Below are 15,349 nucleotides of genomic sequence, written 5' to 3'. Positions count from 1 at the left end.
TTCTATCCATCGGCATTAAAGGCATCGGGCAGCCACTCCAGCTCACGCCCGGTAATGGCAATGATGTCAAAACGGCAATTCACCGTATCAAAACTGCCGCCACGCGCCAGCAACCAGAGCGCGGCGGCACGCAGCAGCTTTTGTTGTTTCTGGCGCGTTACGCTTGCGGCGGCACCGCCGTAGCGCGCATCGCGTCGATAGCGCACTTCAACAAATACCCAGCAATCGGCGTCGCGCATAATCAGGTCAATTTCCCCGCTGCGACAGCGTACATTGCTGGCAAACCACTGCAGCCCGGCGCGCTCCAGATAGCGACGCGCCAGTTGTTCCTGCTCAGCGCCAATGCGCTGGCGGTTTACTGCACCGGAACGATCTGTCCCTGACGATACTGGTTCCATGCCAACTTCCTGTTGATCACGCAATCCGTGTCGGCGTTCAGCTTGCCGGTGTTGCCATCAATGGCAAAGCCAGGCACCTGACGCATCTGGTTAAAGTTATTCGCCAGCGTCCAGGCATCAATGCCCATAGCGTAGAGGCGAACCAGCGAATAATCGTTGTTGAACGACTTCGCCGCCTGCTGCATTAAGCCCGGATTGCTACCGGACAGCAGCGGAATATCGCTGAACTGCAGGCCATCCATCTCCAGACGGAAGTCCGGGCCTGCACCCGCCTGCGCACTGCGTGAGCTGGCGTACAGCGCGGTATTGTTGCGGCTGCTGGTGCGCATCGCAATCATCGGCTTGATCAGCTGCAGCTCATCCTGGCTGGCGACGATGTACACCGCATCAACGCTACCGCTGCTGGCATCGGCCGTTGGCGCCGGTGCGCTGGTTTGCGGTGCAGGAATCGTCAGGCCAGCAATCGCCACGCTCTGCGATTGTGCAGGCTCAACGTTGAGCGGCGTGCCGCTTAACGCGATACCCGCACCGCTGTTGATGCCTTGCTTGAGTTCGCCGACGCCGCCAAAACGCTGCTGCAGCACGGTTGAGCCACCCAGCGTTTGCCACTCTTGCGCGAACGCTTTGCTGATACGGTCGCCATAACTGCTGCGCGGCACCAGCAATAATGGCTGGCGTTTGCCTTGCTCGTAGATATGGTGCGCGGCATCGCGTGCTTCGTCTTCAGGAGAAAGCGCAAAGTAACAAATATTCGGATGGTTCTGGATCTGTTCTGGCTCGTTCAGGGCCAACACGTTAAGCGGCGTGTTACTATTGGCGACGGTTTCAACGTCATTTTTTAGAAGCGGGCCGACCACCAGCGTGGCGCCATCTTGCTGCGCCTGCTGCATCACCTGCGCAATCGGCTGGCTGCTGGTGTCATACACTTTCACCTGCGCATTGCTGTTGCCCTGTGCGGCGGCGGGTTGTGCGGCTGGCTGCGACTGCTCGGTTTGCGGCGGTGTGTTATCTGCAACGGCGGGGCTGACCACGCTATTGGCGTCCGCGGTCGGCTGTGCGCTGGCATCGGCTGTCGTAGGCGCTGGCGCGGCTTGCGGTGCCGGTGCCGGTGCATTGAGCACGCCATTGCGCGCATCGGTGAAGCCTTTCTGAATCGCATTGGCAAACACCTGCGCCTGGCCGTTAAGCGGCAGCAGCAGCGCGATGGTATTGGTCGACGCTTTGGTGAAGTTCTGCACCTGGCTGAGCTGGGTTGGCAGTGTCTTCGCGCCTGGGTTCTGCGGATAACGCGTCTGCCAGTCCTGAATCGCCGCTTTCAACATTTGTGGGTCCTGGCTGTTTGCGCGCCAGGTATTCAGCAGATCGAGCCAGCCCTGCAGGGTATTTTCATCAGCATTGATCACCAGGCTGTTGATCTGATCCTGGGTCATCTGCGTCAGCGCTTGCCAGGTTGCATCGATATTGCTTTGGTGATCGGCACCTTTCAGCAGCGGCTCCTGCGCTATATAGGCACGCAGCAGCGAGAGTGAAGGGCGATTCTGTGCCGCCGCGATTTGCAGCGCGTAGTAACGCACCTGCTGGTCCTGCGACAAGCCGCCGATTTTCAGCTGGCCCAGCAGCTGTTGCGCACCGGTGTAATCCTGCTGCCCAATCTGCATCTGCGCGCGCAGCAGCAGCAGTTCTTGCTGTTGCACTTCGCTTAACTGCTGCGGCAATTGATTGAGCTGATTCGCCGCCTGCGGATACTTTCCTTCCTTCAACAGGGCACGGATGGCAAGTAATTGCCAGTCGGTCTTGCTATCATCGCTGCTTTGCTGCACCTGCTGCAGATAATAGTCAGACCGGCCAGTCGCAGGACCCTGAATATTGACGTTAGAGGTTTGTTGCGGTCCCTGACCACTACAGGCGGCTAAAATCAGCCCAGCGAGAAGAACAGGTACTAAGCGTCCTGCTTTATGACGTACGACTTTTGAAGGAAGCATACTGTATCCAGTGATGTTTTTTTCAAGATGCTCAATATTAAATCGGCAATTCGGATGAAACAATGAAACAACTCGATCGGGCAGAGATTTCTGCCAGCACGCTCTATATCGTTCCTACCCCGATCGGTAACCTGGGTGATATCACTCAACGAGCGTTGACGGTGCTCTCAAGCGTCGATCTAGTCGCAGCGGAAGATACACGTCATACCGGGCTGTTGCTACAACATTTCGCCATCAATGCGCGACTCTTCGCACTTCACGACCACAACGAACAGCAGAAAGCTGAGGTGCTATTAGCTAAGCTGCAAGAGGGCCAGAGCATCGCGCTGGTCTCCGATGCCGGCACGCCGTTAATCAACGATCCCGGCTACCATTTAGTACGTCGCTGCCGTGAGGCTGGTGTGCGCGTGGTGCCGTTGCCAGGTGCCTGCGCGGCGATTACAGCATTAAGCGCGGCGGGGTTACCGTCCGATCGTTTCTGTTACGAAGGGTTTCTACCGGCCAAAAGCAAAGGACGTTGCGATGTGCTGCGCGCGCTGGGTGAAGAGCCGCGTACGCTGATTTTCTACGAATCGACCCATCGCCTGATCGATAGCCTGCAGGATATGGTCAGCGTGTGGGGCGGCGAGCGCTACGTGGTGCTGGCGCGTGAGATCACCAAAACGTGGGAATCTATTCAGGGCGCACCGGTCGGCGAGTTGCTGGCGTGGGTGCAGGAAGATGAAAATCGTCGTAAAGGCGAGATGGTGCTGATTGTTGAAGGCCATAAAGCGGATGAAGAAGCGCTGCCAGCGGAGGCGTTGCGCACGCTGGCGCTGCTGCAAAAAGAGCTGCCATTGAAGAAAGCCGCTGCGCTGACGGCGGAAATTCATGGTGTGAAGAAGAACGCGCTTTATAAGTACGCGCTGGAGCAGCAAGAGGCGTGACAAACGCTGGCAGATCGCCTATTATCCCGCGCCGAAGCTGACCAGACAGTCGCCGCTTTGTCGTCGTCCTCTTTCGGGGGGAGACGGACAAAGGGGAGGAAAGTCCGGGCTCCATAGGGCAGGGTGCCAGGTAACGCCTGGGGGGCGCAAGCCTACGACCAGTGCAACAGAGAGCAAACCGCCGATGGCCCAGTAATGGGATCAGGTAAGGGTGAAAGGGTGCGGTAAGAGCGCACCGCGCGGCTGGCAACAGTTCGTGGCACGGTAAACTCCACCCGGAGCAAGGCCAAATAGGGGTTCACAAGGTACGGCCCGTACTGAACCCGGGTAGGCTGCTTGAGCCAGTGAGCGATTGCTGGCCTAGATGAATGACTGTCCACGACAGAACCCGGCTTAACGGTCAGCTTCGACTTCTTCAAAAACAATAGGTTGTTGTATTTCAACTGGTTATCGCAGATTTTGGGATACAAATTGGGATACAGCAACCTTATTGTTAACATTCCTCATACGTTGCGTCGCAACGGCATCTACTACCTTTATTGTCGTTTCAATGATCGCTTCTTCCGATGTTCACTCGGTACAGATAGTCCTCGCCGTTGTAAAAGCCTTCTAGCTCGAATAGCCCCATATTTGGAGCTGTTAAAGGATGGCTACATTACTGAGGATTCTCTTAAGAAATTGATAATGGCTATGAAAAAACTTACCCAGCAAGATCTCGACAGTTTCATCATTGAACAGGCCGCTGATATATGTGCCTATGTAGAAAATCTTCCCGCAGCTAGAACAAAATCAATACGAAATGGCACAGCTTTGCCTTTACCTGATCCTGAGGTGATGCAGCTTCTGATTAATCAATTCTTAAACCACTATGAAGAGCATATGCTCAATGGTGAAACATCAGCTACTGAAGCTTATTTCATCGAAAATCTGTCTCAGAAGTATGACATCCGAGGTATGGAGGATGCGATTATGTCTGCTGCACAGAAACATAATGTTTTACTGCATCAGTCCCAAACTGCTCATAAAGCACTTATGCAGCGTGATATCCCTAGTTATCAATCTGCTTTGCAATCTATGAAGCTGCAAGCACCAGCCCCATTAAGCGTATCGAGAGTTTCAGATGAGCCACCAGCAATGACGCTTGATGAAGCTTGGCAGGGGTTTGTTGCATTTAAATCAAGTTGGTCACGAACTATTAGGGTTGGAAATAACAAGTATTTTGAGGTAATCCGCGCACTGCTCGGTGGATATACACCAGTAGATAAGATTACTCACCGAGATATAAAACAGCTTTTAGAGGTCGTTGAAGGACTTCCTAAACAGAATAAAAAGCCTTATAAATCAATGAGCGTTGTTGAGTGTTTGGATCTTGAAGATATTCCTGATGAAGACAGAATATCTGAAAAAACAGTGCGCGATTATCTCAAACTATGCCAAGGCTTGTTTTCAACTTACCTCACCAGAGAGTTAGGGGTTTTGAATACCTCTCCAACACTCAATGTTACATACGAAGCTAAAAGTAAAAGTTATGGGAGTTTCAACAAGACGGAGATGAGCAAAATGGTGTCGCATTTCTCGACATTGGAAAATGAAGGGAAGTGGCTTTTCACCCTATTGGCCTACACTGGAGCACGACGCGCAGAGATCACTAAATTAAAAGCTTCTGCTGTTAAATTAGATGAAGATACTCAGCGTCATTACATTATGATTGAGGACAGCAAAACTGATGCTGGAACTCGCCAAGTTCCGCTCTCTATACACGTAGTAAAAGCTGGTTTCTTAGAATACGTTGAAGCCAAAATGAAAGAAGAGCAGCTTTTCCCAAGTTTCACCAATCTCAACAAGGTAACTCACCAATTCCAAGCTGTGCGCGATGCATTAGAAATCAGATCTATTGATGATTATGGTTGCCGACGCCCTTTACACAGCTTACGTCATACCTTTGCTACAGAGGCTCAAAGACAGGGAAACTCTCTTCAGCTTGTACAGCAAACTATAGGGCACGAGCATTCAGGAATTGGTCAGACACAGCGTTATACGCATAAGTTTGGCGTTGAAGCTTTGCTACCTGTTATCGACAGTATCCATTGGTAGCAATCCATAGAGGTTTCAGGCGATGTCTTTTCAGCGTCAATCACTTTACGGTTGATAAGCCCTGAATTCGGGATTTCTGCGGCTAAGCAATGATTTTATGTCAACTATTAGTCAATTAATAGTTGACATATGTTACTATTTCGTGTTATATTAAGACATAGGAAAGAAACGACTTAGCTCTACTTATCCCTTCATATCATTGGTTCCCGCGCATCCACCGCCAGATCTCGCAGTGATACCGAAAATCGAACATTCATAGTATTTGCATCCAGCCAGTATAAAACCCCGTTGCTAAACCCTTTGAGTTTCCACGGCTTCTCCGCCGTAGATATCATTGTGTTGGGGAATAGCAGCGGGCTTTTTTTTGGCCTAAAGAAAAGGAAATTTACGACTTATGACAAGTCAAAATCTCAGCACTATTCAGGATTGGCTACCTGCAATGAATTATTACGGCTACCGCCAGCGCCTAGAGACACTTGGAATACCTAAGACAGCACACCGCGTTAGTATTTTTTATTGGGCAGAAGAAGTAATGAAACATTGCTTTACCATCGAAGACTACATTCAAGAATTCAGCGAAACAAACGCCCACCGTGATTTACGACAGCTTGTGAACGCAGGTTTTTTAACAAAGGTATGGCACGACAATACTATTTATTATGTCACGCACTTTGCTCTATCTCCACAATCGCCTTGCGTATGCAGTCATTGCGGAGACTTCTCAATCAAAAAGCTAATTAAGCTAAGGAATAAAAATGTTTAGAACAAATACCCTGTTTAAGGGAATGGATAAAGATCTAAGAGAAATTATCTCTCCAATCTTCGAAGAAAAGTTTCCACAACGATTACACCAGTATTTAGGAAAGTATCTTGATGATCGCCATCAGGTAAGTAATGCGCTTGAACCTCTTATGTATGAGATCGAATCTCTCATTAAACAGGGATACAGCCTCGACCGTAACCAACCTGTTATCAACCACCCAGGAAGCCACCTGTTTAGCTTCTTAATGGTGAGGCCCGCCGAGCTGGTGGAAAAGCAAAAAGAGGAGCTTACACAGCTTTGCGCCAAGGAGCTGTTGAAGGAAATCGAGCACGAAATTGTTAAGCAACTGGAAGATGCAGAACGCGAAGCAGCAGAGGCAGAAGCCGAGCGCGCTCGCCTGGAAGCGGAAGCCGAAGCAGCGAAAGACACTACAAGTATTCGCGCCCGCGTTGCCGCTCTTCTGGCTGGAGAGTAACGGCGATGGATGCATATACAATGAAGTCAGACCGCACAAGGCTTGCCCAGCGTAAGCGCCCAGCTTTCCGCGAAGCAGCAAGGAAATGGCAACAGGGAATTGATCCGATCAGCGGTTTCAATTTAGGTAGAAATCCAGTGATAGACCACTGTCACGAGACAGGCTATTGCCGCGCCGTGCTCAACCAAAACACTAATATCTTTGAGGGGAAGCTAAACCAGACTCTTAGCCTCTCCGAGTTGCAGCGGCACGAGTGGACAGCGGCACTATTCAACCGAGACGCCCGCATAATTGACGAAGTGACCACCCTCATTTACGAAAGTTGGCCTAATCAGGCAAACCCTTTTTTCGTATGGGAAATTATCAAAAGAATGGGTGTTTATTATTCCGCAGTATGGGCGGAGATGGGGCACATTAAATACGAGATTCCAAAATGTCTATAGATAGTAAAATACAAGAGCTACGTAGAGAACGAGCCTTAAAAGAACACGAGCAACGCAACACACCACCAGCACCAACTCCCGCAGCCGATTTAACATCTACATTCCAATCCATCGCAAGGAAGTTAAAGAATGGATGACGTAGACATTGATCGCTTTAAAGAGTTAACCGCATACGGACTTATTCAGGTATTACAAGCCGAGGAAGGGATACCAGTAATTTACATCCCCACGCTCGATCAATACTTTTCAATAACAGATGACTTTATAGCAGAGGTATAAAATGGAACAACGGCAGCGGGGAATCAATCTCCGCATTCCCAAATCATTACGAGATTCATTAGACGCCAAGCGCGGCGATCTTTCACAACAACAATACATTCTAAATCTATTATCTAAAACTCTGGAGACTTCCCCAAATGACAACAAAGACAGAACGATTCGCTGATTATCTTACACAGCAAGGGTATTGCTTTATTTCAATGCCAGCAGGAGTAAGGTTACTGAATATTCATACTCAAGCTACACACCTCGAAAATTTATTATACCCGCTTTATGCTCGATGGAGCGGAGAAAGCTCTTTTAATCCGGCGAGTATGTCTGAGCTTTACCGCCGAATGCCACTTATCACCAACACAGTTTTCGATCCGGTAGCACCGCAAGGAATTGTTCGGGACACAGTGAACACATACCGCACTTTCGCGCCGGATGCACCAGCAGCGAGCGACCTTAGTTTGTGGCTGGAATACCTTGCCAGGGCTTTCCCTAATGATGCAGACCGCGCCGCCGTTTGTAGCTGGCTGGCGCATATCTTCCAGCGACCAGAGCAGCGCCCAACGTGGCATCTCGTTATCCCGTCAGACACCGGGACGGGGAAGGGATTTCTATTCCACAACATTCTATCGCCGTTGCTGGCTCACCAGACCAAACATTACAGCAGCTATGGACAGCTTACCGAGAAGCACAACGAGAGTTTGTCCGACAATTTGATTGTGCTGTTTGACGATCCACCGCAGGCAACCAAGCGCGTAGCGGAGAGCCTCAAGAGCATTCAAACGGAGCCATACGTAGACATACGCCCACTTTACGAGACCGCTCGCAAGGTAAGGACATACACCCGGTTTATGACGTTCAGCAACAACGATCACCCAATCGACGTGGAAGAGAACGACCGCCGTCACTACGTCACTAACAGAATGGAGCATCACACAGACCGGGCAGAGACATCGGCATTCATCGCCACGCTGAGCGACTGGCTCAAATCTGGCGGGCTGGAAGCTATTCACGGCTGGTTTATGGCGTATGACCTGACACACTTCAACCCATACGCGCCGCCGCGCAGCGAAGCACTGGAGAGGCTCAAGGAGGCATCGATCAGCCCTTGCCACCATCAGGCGACAGAGTTCACCGAGAAACGCCAGGTGTTTAGCTTTGAACTGTTTCAGCAGGAATGCTCTCTTCTGGAAAGCACCAAATCAGCGACAGAGTGGTTAAAATCTAATGGCTACACCAGCGGCAGGATCTTTAAGAACGGGCCTTACAAGGACGTTAAGAACGCCCCGAAGGGTGCGTTATGGTATCCGGCATCAGTGGACAAGACCGAGGCTTGCAGATGGTATCTGGAGAATATTCTCCGTCTGGACGGGTCAGCCGGGTCAGCCAAATGACAGCCGTCTGAAATTAAGCGTTGGGGGAGTAGGCTTGGACGGGTCAGCCGGGTCAGCCGGGTCAAAAACAAATACTTCCTTTAATCTTTTGACGTGGAACATTTTTGTTCTCACCTGAAACAAGGCAACTTGCCGCCATAGTTACAGCATTCTGCTTAATAACTGTCTCTTCGTAAATTTAAACAAAGTGGTTAATTCTCGACGATTTCCGTCAGGAAAGCAGGTAATTGCACCCCATCACTAATGCATACACCAACAAAATTACGACGAACTGACCAGCGACAGTCTTGATCACCGTCAGCCTCATACAGGAGCCTACATTGGCAGCTAACAACAGATACAAGAAAGATACACAAGATTACTTCAATCAGGATTCAGCGCGTCAGGAGCGCATACAGGAGCTACAGAAGACGCTCAACTACACCGAGCGCGGAGAGAAGCGAACGAGACAGGCAAAGAAGAGCAAGCCAGTGGAAATTGTGCCGTGTCCACGTCAGATCGGCAACTTGCCATTAGTGGAATGGGAACCGGGCTACATCATCAACAAGCAACAGGTAGAAGAGTTTGCATCAGGTGCAAGGGTGTTACCGGAGGAGCCACGCGACCAGGTGAACGCTACAGATATCATCGAGGCGTGGGATTACTTCGTGAATGGGTATGATATGCCGTGGAATATGGCTAACTTCGAGTTTGAGGTATGGTATATGCACGACAAGAGCGATAGTAGAATCACCCATCACCCATAGCAGAGGGGAAATTACGCCCCGCTGATTTCTTTCTTAACTCGGTATACGGTTGCTACACCACATCCAACGGCATCAGCAATTGCCTGATTAGTTAGGCCACCAGTTTCCAGCATCTTCTTAATCCGGGCGTGTTTCTTGCCGTCAGCTTTCTTCCCTAACATTTTACCTTCTGACTTAGCCACGGCGATCCCCTCAGCCTGGCGCTGGCGAATTATGCCACGCTCAAACTCTGCAACTGAGGCCATCATAGTTAGCACCAGACGGCTTGACGGAGTGTTATCAAACTTCATCCCGTTATCAAGGAAGGTTACAGCCACGCCTTTCTCTATCATCGTATCCACCAGCGCCAGCACATCCTTTGTGTTACGCCCGAGACGGTCAACAGACTTCACCAGCACTTCATCACCGCTACGCACCTTATCCAGCATCCGGGCCAGTTCGGGGCGGTTGGTATCCTTCCCGCTCAGCTTATCCACCATCACCTCATCACATCCGGCAGATTCCAGCGCGACTACCTGACGTGCTTCGTTCTGGTCTTTGCTACTAACACGAGCATATCCAAATTTCATATCTGTTCCAAAGGCTATCGTTTAGGTGAGATTATGATAGCAACTATCATATAAGTAGGTCAAAGGATAAATGATAGGTTGTTTAGTGCAAATAATAGCCAGAAGAGCATCATCAAATCAGGCTATCAAAAGTCTACTCAATAATAGGTTTAGTTTTAGTCAATACTACTCAGATATTTGAGGCGCTTGGATTTTTAAAACCGGGGGTATGAAAAATTTGGGCTTAACCCTTTTTCTATTAATTCGATACTTGTCTGTCAAATCAAGAAAAGGTGAAAAGCGTAGTTGGTGCCTAGTCGAACCACATCAGGAGGCAATAGATGAAATTTGGGGAAATGATAGTCAGATTGGCTGGTGGCATTAAGGGCTGAAAAGGGCGGGAAAAGCAAAATCCCGCCAGATTTTAATTCATTCCAATCGAGACTTATTACGGCTTACATACGGATGAAATTCACTGTGTGTAATCCTTGTTTTGCCTAGCTGCGCTTTGAGTTCAGTTCCCATAGTTCTCAAGGTGCTTCTGTTTTTTTCAGTTTCACGCTTACTAACTTTACGGGCGTGATAGTTCATTTCGTGATCTTCTGAAAAATTTACGTAATCGTGATCGCTGATTGACATAGTTAGCCATCCTATCTTTTTGAAAAATAAGATTAAATAAAACTTAAGATAAAAATAAGAAAAATCTTATGCATTTTGTAATCTTCGTTTAAGATAAGCAATCCTTTAGAGTGTAAATGTGTCTTAGTAATTCATTTTGTTTCAAGGAATGTGATGATGAGCAAAAAATACGCAATTCTAGCTTTGTCTTTAATCGTGTTATCTGGGTGTGCCGCAAAAAAACAAATGGTCCCTACTGGGGGCAGTAAATCAGACGGAACAGTCCGTATGAGCTATAGCTACGGTATGTTCGAGAAGCCTGTTATAGATCCACAGCAGGGTATGGCTGCTGCAAAAGCTCGTTGCTCTGCTTGGGGATATAACGGAGCAGAACCATTTGGCGGGTTTACTTCTCAGTGTTCACAACCTTCTTCTTCTGGTTGTATGGAAACTACTGTAACCGTCGAATATCAATGCACTGGCGATCTCAAAAAGTAGCGATGAGGGGCTATAGCCCCTTTTACTCCTAAGTCTCAGTATGTTGTGCTGGGTAGTGAAACCTCTTCATAACTGTCTGATCCAAATCACCTTAGAATCTTCTTTTTATCTTAAATAAATCCCAATCAATTTCCTCGCCTTACCCAAATTTTTTGCTCATAAACAAGGATTCTTTGAACTCACTATGTGTTGTAGGCGCTCATTCACTTTGGGATACAATAGGAGTACACTTTGGGATACATTTCAACAATCAGTTGATTGAAAACGACATTTTTTAGAGGTTGAACCTGACTTATCGGTCAGTTTCGACTTTTTTAAACACAAAACCCGCTTCGGCGGGTTTTGTGTTTTCTGGGGCTTGTGCGTGCTGGTCCTCAGCCTAACCTTCTCCCGCAGGCGGGAGAAGAGACCGATCGAGCGATCTTTCAAACCGCAATAAACAGTTCCCTCTCCCTCTGGGAGAGGGCTAGGGTGAGGGCATCAGACCAATAAGATTAATTAAACGCCTCCACGTAAAGAAATGAAAATCCCTGAAAACATTATTGCCGCTATGCCAGAATAAGCGCGTGTTTAACTACTGAGGACAAATTTAATCCACACTGACGAGAAGCAACAACGTGGATAAGTTGTAATTTTATGGACAAAATGTTTGCGGCAAATAAGGCTTCACTCTCCTCCTCTCTCTCTGAATCAAACTGCTCAATCTGCGATCAGCACTGGCGCTTCGCGCTTTAGTTCCGTTCTCTCCTATTCTGACTTTTTAATTTAACTTTGCTAACACGCCTATTTTCGCGTGGGTGGCGTTTATTTCTCGTTCAGGAGAGAAATCATGCTGTATTGGATTTTATTAGCGCTGGCGATCGCCGCGGAAATTATTGGCACCGTCTCAATGAAATGGGCCAGCGTAAACGGTGGCAACGCCGGTTATATTTTTATGCTGGTGATGATCGCACTTTCTTATATCTGTTTATCCTTCGCCATTAAACGTATTGCCCTTGGCGTGGCGTATGCCATGTGGGAAGGCATTGGCATTCTGTTTATTACGCTGTTTAGCGTGCTGTTGTTCGATGAAGCCTTATCCGCCATCAAAGTAGCCGGCCTGCTGACGCTGATCCTCGGCATCGTCCTGATCAAATCCGGCACGCTGAGCCGCAAGGAGCTGCGCCATGGCAACGTTTAACTGGCTGCATATCGCATGGCTGGCGCTGGCCATCGGCCTGGAGATCGTCGCCAATATCTTCCTGAAATACTCCAACGGTTTCCGCCGTCCACTGTTTGGCGTGTTATCGCTGGTGGCGGTGCTGGCGGCGTTCAGTGCGCTGGCGCAGGCGGTGAAAGGCATCGATTTGACGGTAGCCTACGCGTTATGGGGCGGGCTGGGATTGGTCGCCACCGTGGCGGCAGGCTGGATTCTGTTTGGCCAGCGTCTGAGTCGGGTTGGCTGGCTGGGCGTGGGGTTGTTGTTGATCGGTATGGTGCTGATTAAGTTTGCCTAAAGTACCCTCTCCACGTTGGGAGAGGGTAAGAGCATCAACCCCGGCCGTGTGGCTCATCCCAGTCAAAGGCTGGACCCAGCGAGATCACGCCGCTTGGGTTGATGGTTTTGTGGCTGCAGTAGTAGTGATGGCGAATGTGCGGCAAATTAACCGTGTCAGCGATGCCTGGCATCTGATAGATGTCGCGCAGGAAGCCGCTCAGATTACGGTAATCACTGATGCGGTGACGATCGCACTTAAAGTGGGTGACGTAGACCGGGTCGAAGCGCACCAGTGTGGTCCACAAGCGCAAATCGGCTTCGGTCAGTTGGTCGCCAGTAAGATAGCGATGTTGACCAAGAATCTGTTCGAGACGCGCTAACGAATGGAACAGCGCCGTTACCGATTCATCGTACGCCGCCTGCGAAGTGGCAAAACCGCTTTTATACACGCCATTGTTAACAGTGTCGTAAACCCAGCTGTTCACTTCATCAATTTTGTCGCGCAGCTCCGTCGGATAGTAGTCACCCGCGCGGGCACCTTGCGCATCAAAAGCGCTGTTGAGCATGCGCATGATATCGGCGGATTCATTACTAACGATGGTTTGCTGGGTTTTATCCCACAGCACTGGCACGGTCACACGGCCGGAATAGTGCGCATCGGCGTGCAGATAGATTTGATAGAGAAACTCTTTTTGATACAACGCATCGCCGGTGGCATCAGGGAAACTGGCGTCAAAGGTCCAGCCGTTCTCCAGCATCAGCGGATGCACCACCGAAACCGAAATCATCTCCTCCAATCCCTTGAGTTTAAGCATTAACAGCGTGCGATGCGCCCACGGGCAGGCAAGCGAGACGTAAAGATGATAGCGACCACGCTCAGCGGCGAAGCCCGCTTTGCCGGTTGGACCGGCGCTGCCATCGGCGGTAACCCAGTTACGCCAGACGGCTTCTGTGCGCTTGAAGCGGCCACCGGTTGACTTCGTATCGTACCAGGTATCATGCCAGACACCGTCAATCAGCTGTCCCATAAGCCCTCCATAATAAAAAGGGGCGAGGAAAATCCCCGCCCCTGCAATTCAGTATATGTGTTCTCTAACGCTTGTGCTGCTTAGCGTGCGGTTGCTGGCTGAACGCGCTGACGAATCAGTCGGTCAATGCTGTAAGCGCCTGGACCTACCAGACCCAACACCAGGAAGCCACCGGCGATGGAGAGGTTTTTCATGAACATCAGCTGGTTAACACCTTCCGCGAAGTTGCTGTGGAACAGGAACGCGGTCAGCAGAGTAAAGCCAGCGGTGAACAGGGCGGTAAAGCGCGTCAGGAAACCGAACAGAATCGCCAGGCCGCCACCGAACTCCAGCAGAATAACCAGCGGCAGCAGGAAGCCTGGGACGCCCATTGCCTGCATGTATTGTGCGGTACCGGCGTAACCGGTGATTTTGCCCCAGCCTGCGGTGATAAACAGAATGGTCATTAGTACGCGTGCTACCAGCAGGCCTGAGTCTTCGAATTTTTTCATCATCTACTCCAACAAGGTTTTTGTTGCAGGTTGTTGGCCTGCGGGTTTTGATTCCCTTGAACCGGTTGTTTCAGTTCACTGGGCTGATGGAGGGAGATGATAATCGCAGGTTGAAAGAGTTGTAAGCGAGATAAACTGTCAATGTTGTTCAGTAAATTTGAGGAGAGTAAAACCGAATCAATTCGATCCGGTTTTAGAGAGAGAAGCTAGCGGGTATTTAAAGTCGATTTGATCATGCGCCAGGTGCTCCAGACGCCGAAACCGCGCTTGGCCCAGCGCAGCAGACGATTGGGGCTGCGAATCGACCAAATGGCCAATGCACTGCTGCCAATCGCCAGATAACGACGCATGCCAATGATGGTTAACCAGCCGCGATCGTACTGCGCGGTGCTGGTCAGCCAGTCGCGGCTGTCGGCGCTGAGGTCAAGTCGCTGCTGCTGCACCTGATTGAGCAGTTCGTGAATGCGTGCTTCACGTTCGCGGCGGCTCATGAGCGATGCTCCTCCAGCAGTTTGCGATCGGTATCCAGCTCTTTACGCGTATGGCGCAACAACGTTGACTGACGCGATTTGTATAACGTCCACAAACCGAAGATCAGCGCCAGAGCAAATAGCACCGCCGTAGTGATGGCAATCGCCATCAAGCGATATTGTGCGTCCACCGCCCAGATGATCAACACCATCAGGCTCATGAGACCGAAAGCGGTAAACAGCATAGTAAGGCCCACCATCATCAGCATCTGAATCAGGTTGGCCTTTTCCTCTTCCAGTTCCACAATTGCCAGTCTGACGCGCGTCTCGACCATGCTAACCAGCGTGGTAACTACCCGTTGACCGATGTTAAAGACCCCTTTGCCGGGGCCGTGGCTTTGCTGACTATCACTCATCATTAACGCCGTGAGATTAAAATGCCGATGAGAATACCTACCGCTGCACCGATACCCACGCCGTGCCACGGATTGTCGCGCACGTATTCGTCCGCTTTTTCCGCTGCTTCACGCGTGGTTTGTGCAATACGTTCGCCGGAATCGCCGAGACGTTCACGGGAGCTTTCAATAGCGCCGCGCGCTTTATGACGCAGTTTATCCAGCTCACCTTTGGATTTATCTGCTGAGCTGCTCAGCACTTCTTCCAGGGTATCAGCCAGATTTTTCAATTCAGCGCGCAGATGTTCAGATGTTGTTTCTTTAGCCATGGAA

19 protein-coding genes and 1 other RNA gene are annotated in these 15,349 nt (G+C 50.0%); 12 read left to right on the top strand and 8 right to left on the bottom strand.

From position 1 onward, the window contains the following. Positions 1-2 precede the first annotated feature (2 nt). Complete coding sequence (locus K5Y30_RS10590) at positions 3-398, bottom strand: YraN family protein (RefSeq protein WP_008103534.1); 396 nt, start codon at positions 396-398, stop codon at positions 3-5. Next, the gene (locus tag K5Y30_RS10585) at positions 356-2,380 is read right to left on the bottom strand and encodes a penicillin-binding protein activator (protein ID WP_222211349.1); all 2,025 of its coding nucleotides are present in this window, start codon (positions 2,378-2,380) and stop codon (positions 356-358) included. The genes K5Y30_RS10590 and K5Y30_RS10585 overlap by 43 nt, the downstream gene beginning before the upstream one ends. Before the next feature lie 62 nt (positions 2,381-2,442). Between K5Y30_RS10585 and rsmI the strand changes: the two genes are divergently transcribed. The 9 genes from rsmI (at position 2,443) to K5Y30_RS10540 (ending at position 9,491) form a co-directional block, all read left to right on the top strand. Beyond that, positions 2,443-3,306 carry a 16S rRNA (cytidine(1402)-2'-O)-methyltransferase gene (gene rsmI / locus K5Y30_RS10580; protein ID WP_101762901.1) on the top strand — a complete coding sequence of 288 codons (864 nt, stop codon included), beginning with the start codon at positions 2,443-2,445 and terminating at the stop codon, positions 3,304-3,306. A 33-nt stretch (positions 3,307-3,339) separates the two neighbouring features. After that, positions 3,340-3,718, top strand: an RNA gene (gene rnpB / locus K5Y30_RS10575) — RNase P RNA component class A. A gap of 272 nt (positions 3,719-3,990) precedes the next feature. Then, positions 3,991-5,400: a tyrosine-type recombinase/integrase gene (locus K5Y30_RS10570; protein ID WP_255606626.1), complete on the top strand. Its 1,410-nt coding sequence runs from the start codon at positions 3,991-3,993 to the stop codon at positions 5,398-5,400. A gap of 394 nt (positions 5,401-5,794) precedes the next feature. After that, positions 5,795-6,163: a hypothetical protein gene (locus tag K5Y30_RS10565; protein ID WP_222211347.1), complete on the top strand. Its 369-nt coding sequence runs from the start codon at positions 5,795-5,797 to the stop codon at positions 6,161-6,163. Beyond that, positions 6,156-6,638 (top strand): hypothetical protein, encoded by a 483-nt coding sequence (locus tag K5Y30_RS10560; protein ID WP_029570707.1) that lies wholly within the window; start codon positions 6,156-6,158, stop codon positions 6,636-6,638. Before K5Y30_RS10565 ends, K5Y30_RS10560 begins: the two co-directional genes overlap by 8 nt. A gap of 5 nt (positions 6,639-6,643) precedes the next feature. Continuing rightward, the gene (locus K5Y30_RS10555; protein WP_222211345.1) at positions 6,644-7,081 is read left to right on the top strand and encodes an endonuclease VII domain-containing protein; all 438 of its coding nucleotides are present in this window, start codon (positions 6,644-6,646) and stop codon (positions 7,079-7,081) included. 129 nt (positions 7,082-7,210) lie between these two features. After that, positions 7,211-7,360 carry a hypothetical protein gene (locus K5Y30_RS10550; RefSeq protein ID WP_222211343.1) on the top strand — a complete coding sequence of 50 codons (150 nt, stop codon included), beginning with the start codon at positions 7,211-7,213 and terminating at the stop codon, positions 7,358-7,360. A gap of 137 nt (positions 7,361-7,497) precedes the next feature. Beyond that, a complete protein-coding gene (locus K5Y30_RS10545) occupies positions 7,498-8,745 on the top strand; it encodes a primase-helicase family protein (protein ID WP_222211341.1) in 1,248 nt (415 codons plus the stop codon). Positions 8,746-9,065: 320 nt separating this feature from the next. Then, entirely contained in the window at positions 9,066-9,491 is a 426-nt protein-coding gene (locus tag K5Y30_RS10540) for a hypothetical protein (RefSeq protein ID WP_222211339.1), read from the top strand. Between the two features lie 11 nt (positions 9,492-9,502). Here the strand turns inward: K5Y30_RS10540 and K5Y30_RS10535 are convergent, their stop codons facing one another. Beyond that, positions 9,503-10,060 (bottom strand): recombinase family protein, encoded by a 558-nt coding sequence (locus K5Y30_RS10535; RefSeq protein WP_222211337.1) that lies wholly within the window; start codon positions 10,058-10,060, stop codon positions 9,503-9,505. Positions 10,061-10,831: 771 nt separating this feature from the next. Between K5Y30_RS10535 and yecR the strand changes: the two genes are divergently transcribed. From yecR to mdtI, 3 genes are all read left to right on the top strand, one after another. Next, positions 10,832-11,155 carry a YecR family lipoprotein gene (gene yecR / locus K5Y30_RS10530; RefSeq protein ID WP_255606624.1) on the top strand — a complete coding sequence of 108 codons (324 nt, stop codon included), beginning with the start codon at positions 10,832-10,834 and terminating at the stop codon, positions 11,153-11,155. A gap of 829 nt (positions 11,156-11,984) precedes the next feature. Next, complete coding sequence (gene mdtJ, locus K5Y30_RS10525; RefSeq protein WP_101762902.1) at positions 11,985-12,335, top strand: multidrug/spermidine efflux SMR transporter subunit MdtJ; 351 nt, start codon at positions 11,985-11,987, stop codon at positions 12,333-12,335. Continuing rightward, positions 12,322-12,651, top strand: a complete 330-nt coding sequence (gene mdtI / locus K5Y30_RS10520; RefSeq protein WP_222185357.1) for a multidrug/spermidine efflux SMR transporter subunit MdtI — start codon at positions 12,322-12,324, stop codon at positions 12,649-12,651. The genes mdtJ and mdtI overlap by 14 nt, the downstream gene beginning before the upstream one ends. 34 nt (positions 12,652-12,685) lie before the next feature. Here the strand turns inward: mdtI and K5Y30_RS10515 are convergent, their stop codons facing one another. The 5 genes from K5Y30_RS10515 to K5Y30_RS10495 form a co-directional block, all read right to left on the bottom strand. Continuing rightward, positions 12,686-13,660 carry a glutathione S-transferase family protein gene (locus tag K5Y30_RS10515; RefSeq protein ID WP_222211335.1) on the bottom strand — a complete coding sequence of 325 codons (975 nt, stop codon included), beginning with the start codon at positions 13,658-13,660 and terminating at the stop codon, positions 12,686-12,688. 80 nt (positions 13,661-13,740) lie between these two features. Beyond that, on the bottom strand, positions 13,741-14,151 hold the full coding sequence (locus K5Y30_RS10510; RefSeq protein WP_008103518.1) for a DoxX family protein: 411 nt from the start codon (positions 14,149-14,151) through the stop codon (positions 13,741-13,743). 206 nt (positions 14,152-14,357) lie between these two features. Next, positions 14,358-14,642 (bottom strand): YqjK-like family protein, encoded by a 285-nt coding sequence (locus K5Y30_RS10505; protein WP_008103516.1) that lies wholly within the window; start codon positions 14,640-14,642, stop codon positions 14,358-14,360. Continuing rightward, positions 14,639-15,037 (bottom strand): phage holin family protein, encoded by a 399-nt coding sequence (locus K5Y30_RS10500; RefSeq protein WP_192236531.1) that lies wholly within the window; start codon positions 15,035-15,037, stop codon positions 14,639-14,641. The genes K5Y30_RS10505 and K5Y30_RS10500 overlap by 4 nt, the downstream gene beginning before the upstream one ends. Positions 15,038-15,039: 2 nt before the next feature. Continuing rightward, positions 15,040-15,345, bottom strand: a complete 306-nt coding sequence (locus K5Y30_RS10495) for a YqjD family protein (RefSeq protein ID WP_007890363.1) — start codon at positions 15,343-15,345, stop codon at positions 15,040-15,042. Between the last annotated feature and the right edge of the window lie 4 nt (positions 15,346-15,349).

The sequence above is a fragment of the Pantoea sp. DY-5 genome, assembly GCF_019795955.1.
GTDB classification, from domain to species: domain Bacteria; phylum Pseudomonadota; class Gammaproteobacteria; order Enterobacterales; family Enterobacteriaceae; genus Pantoea; species Pantoea leporis.
The sequence above is the reverse complement of the archived record's forward strand: the minus strand, read 5'-3'. Positions and strand labels throughout refer to the sequence as shown.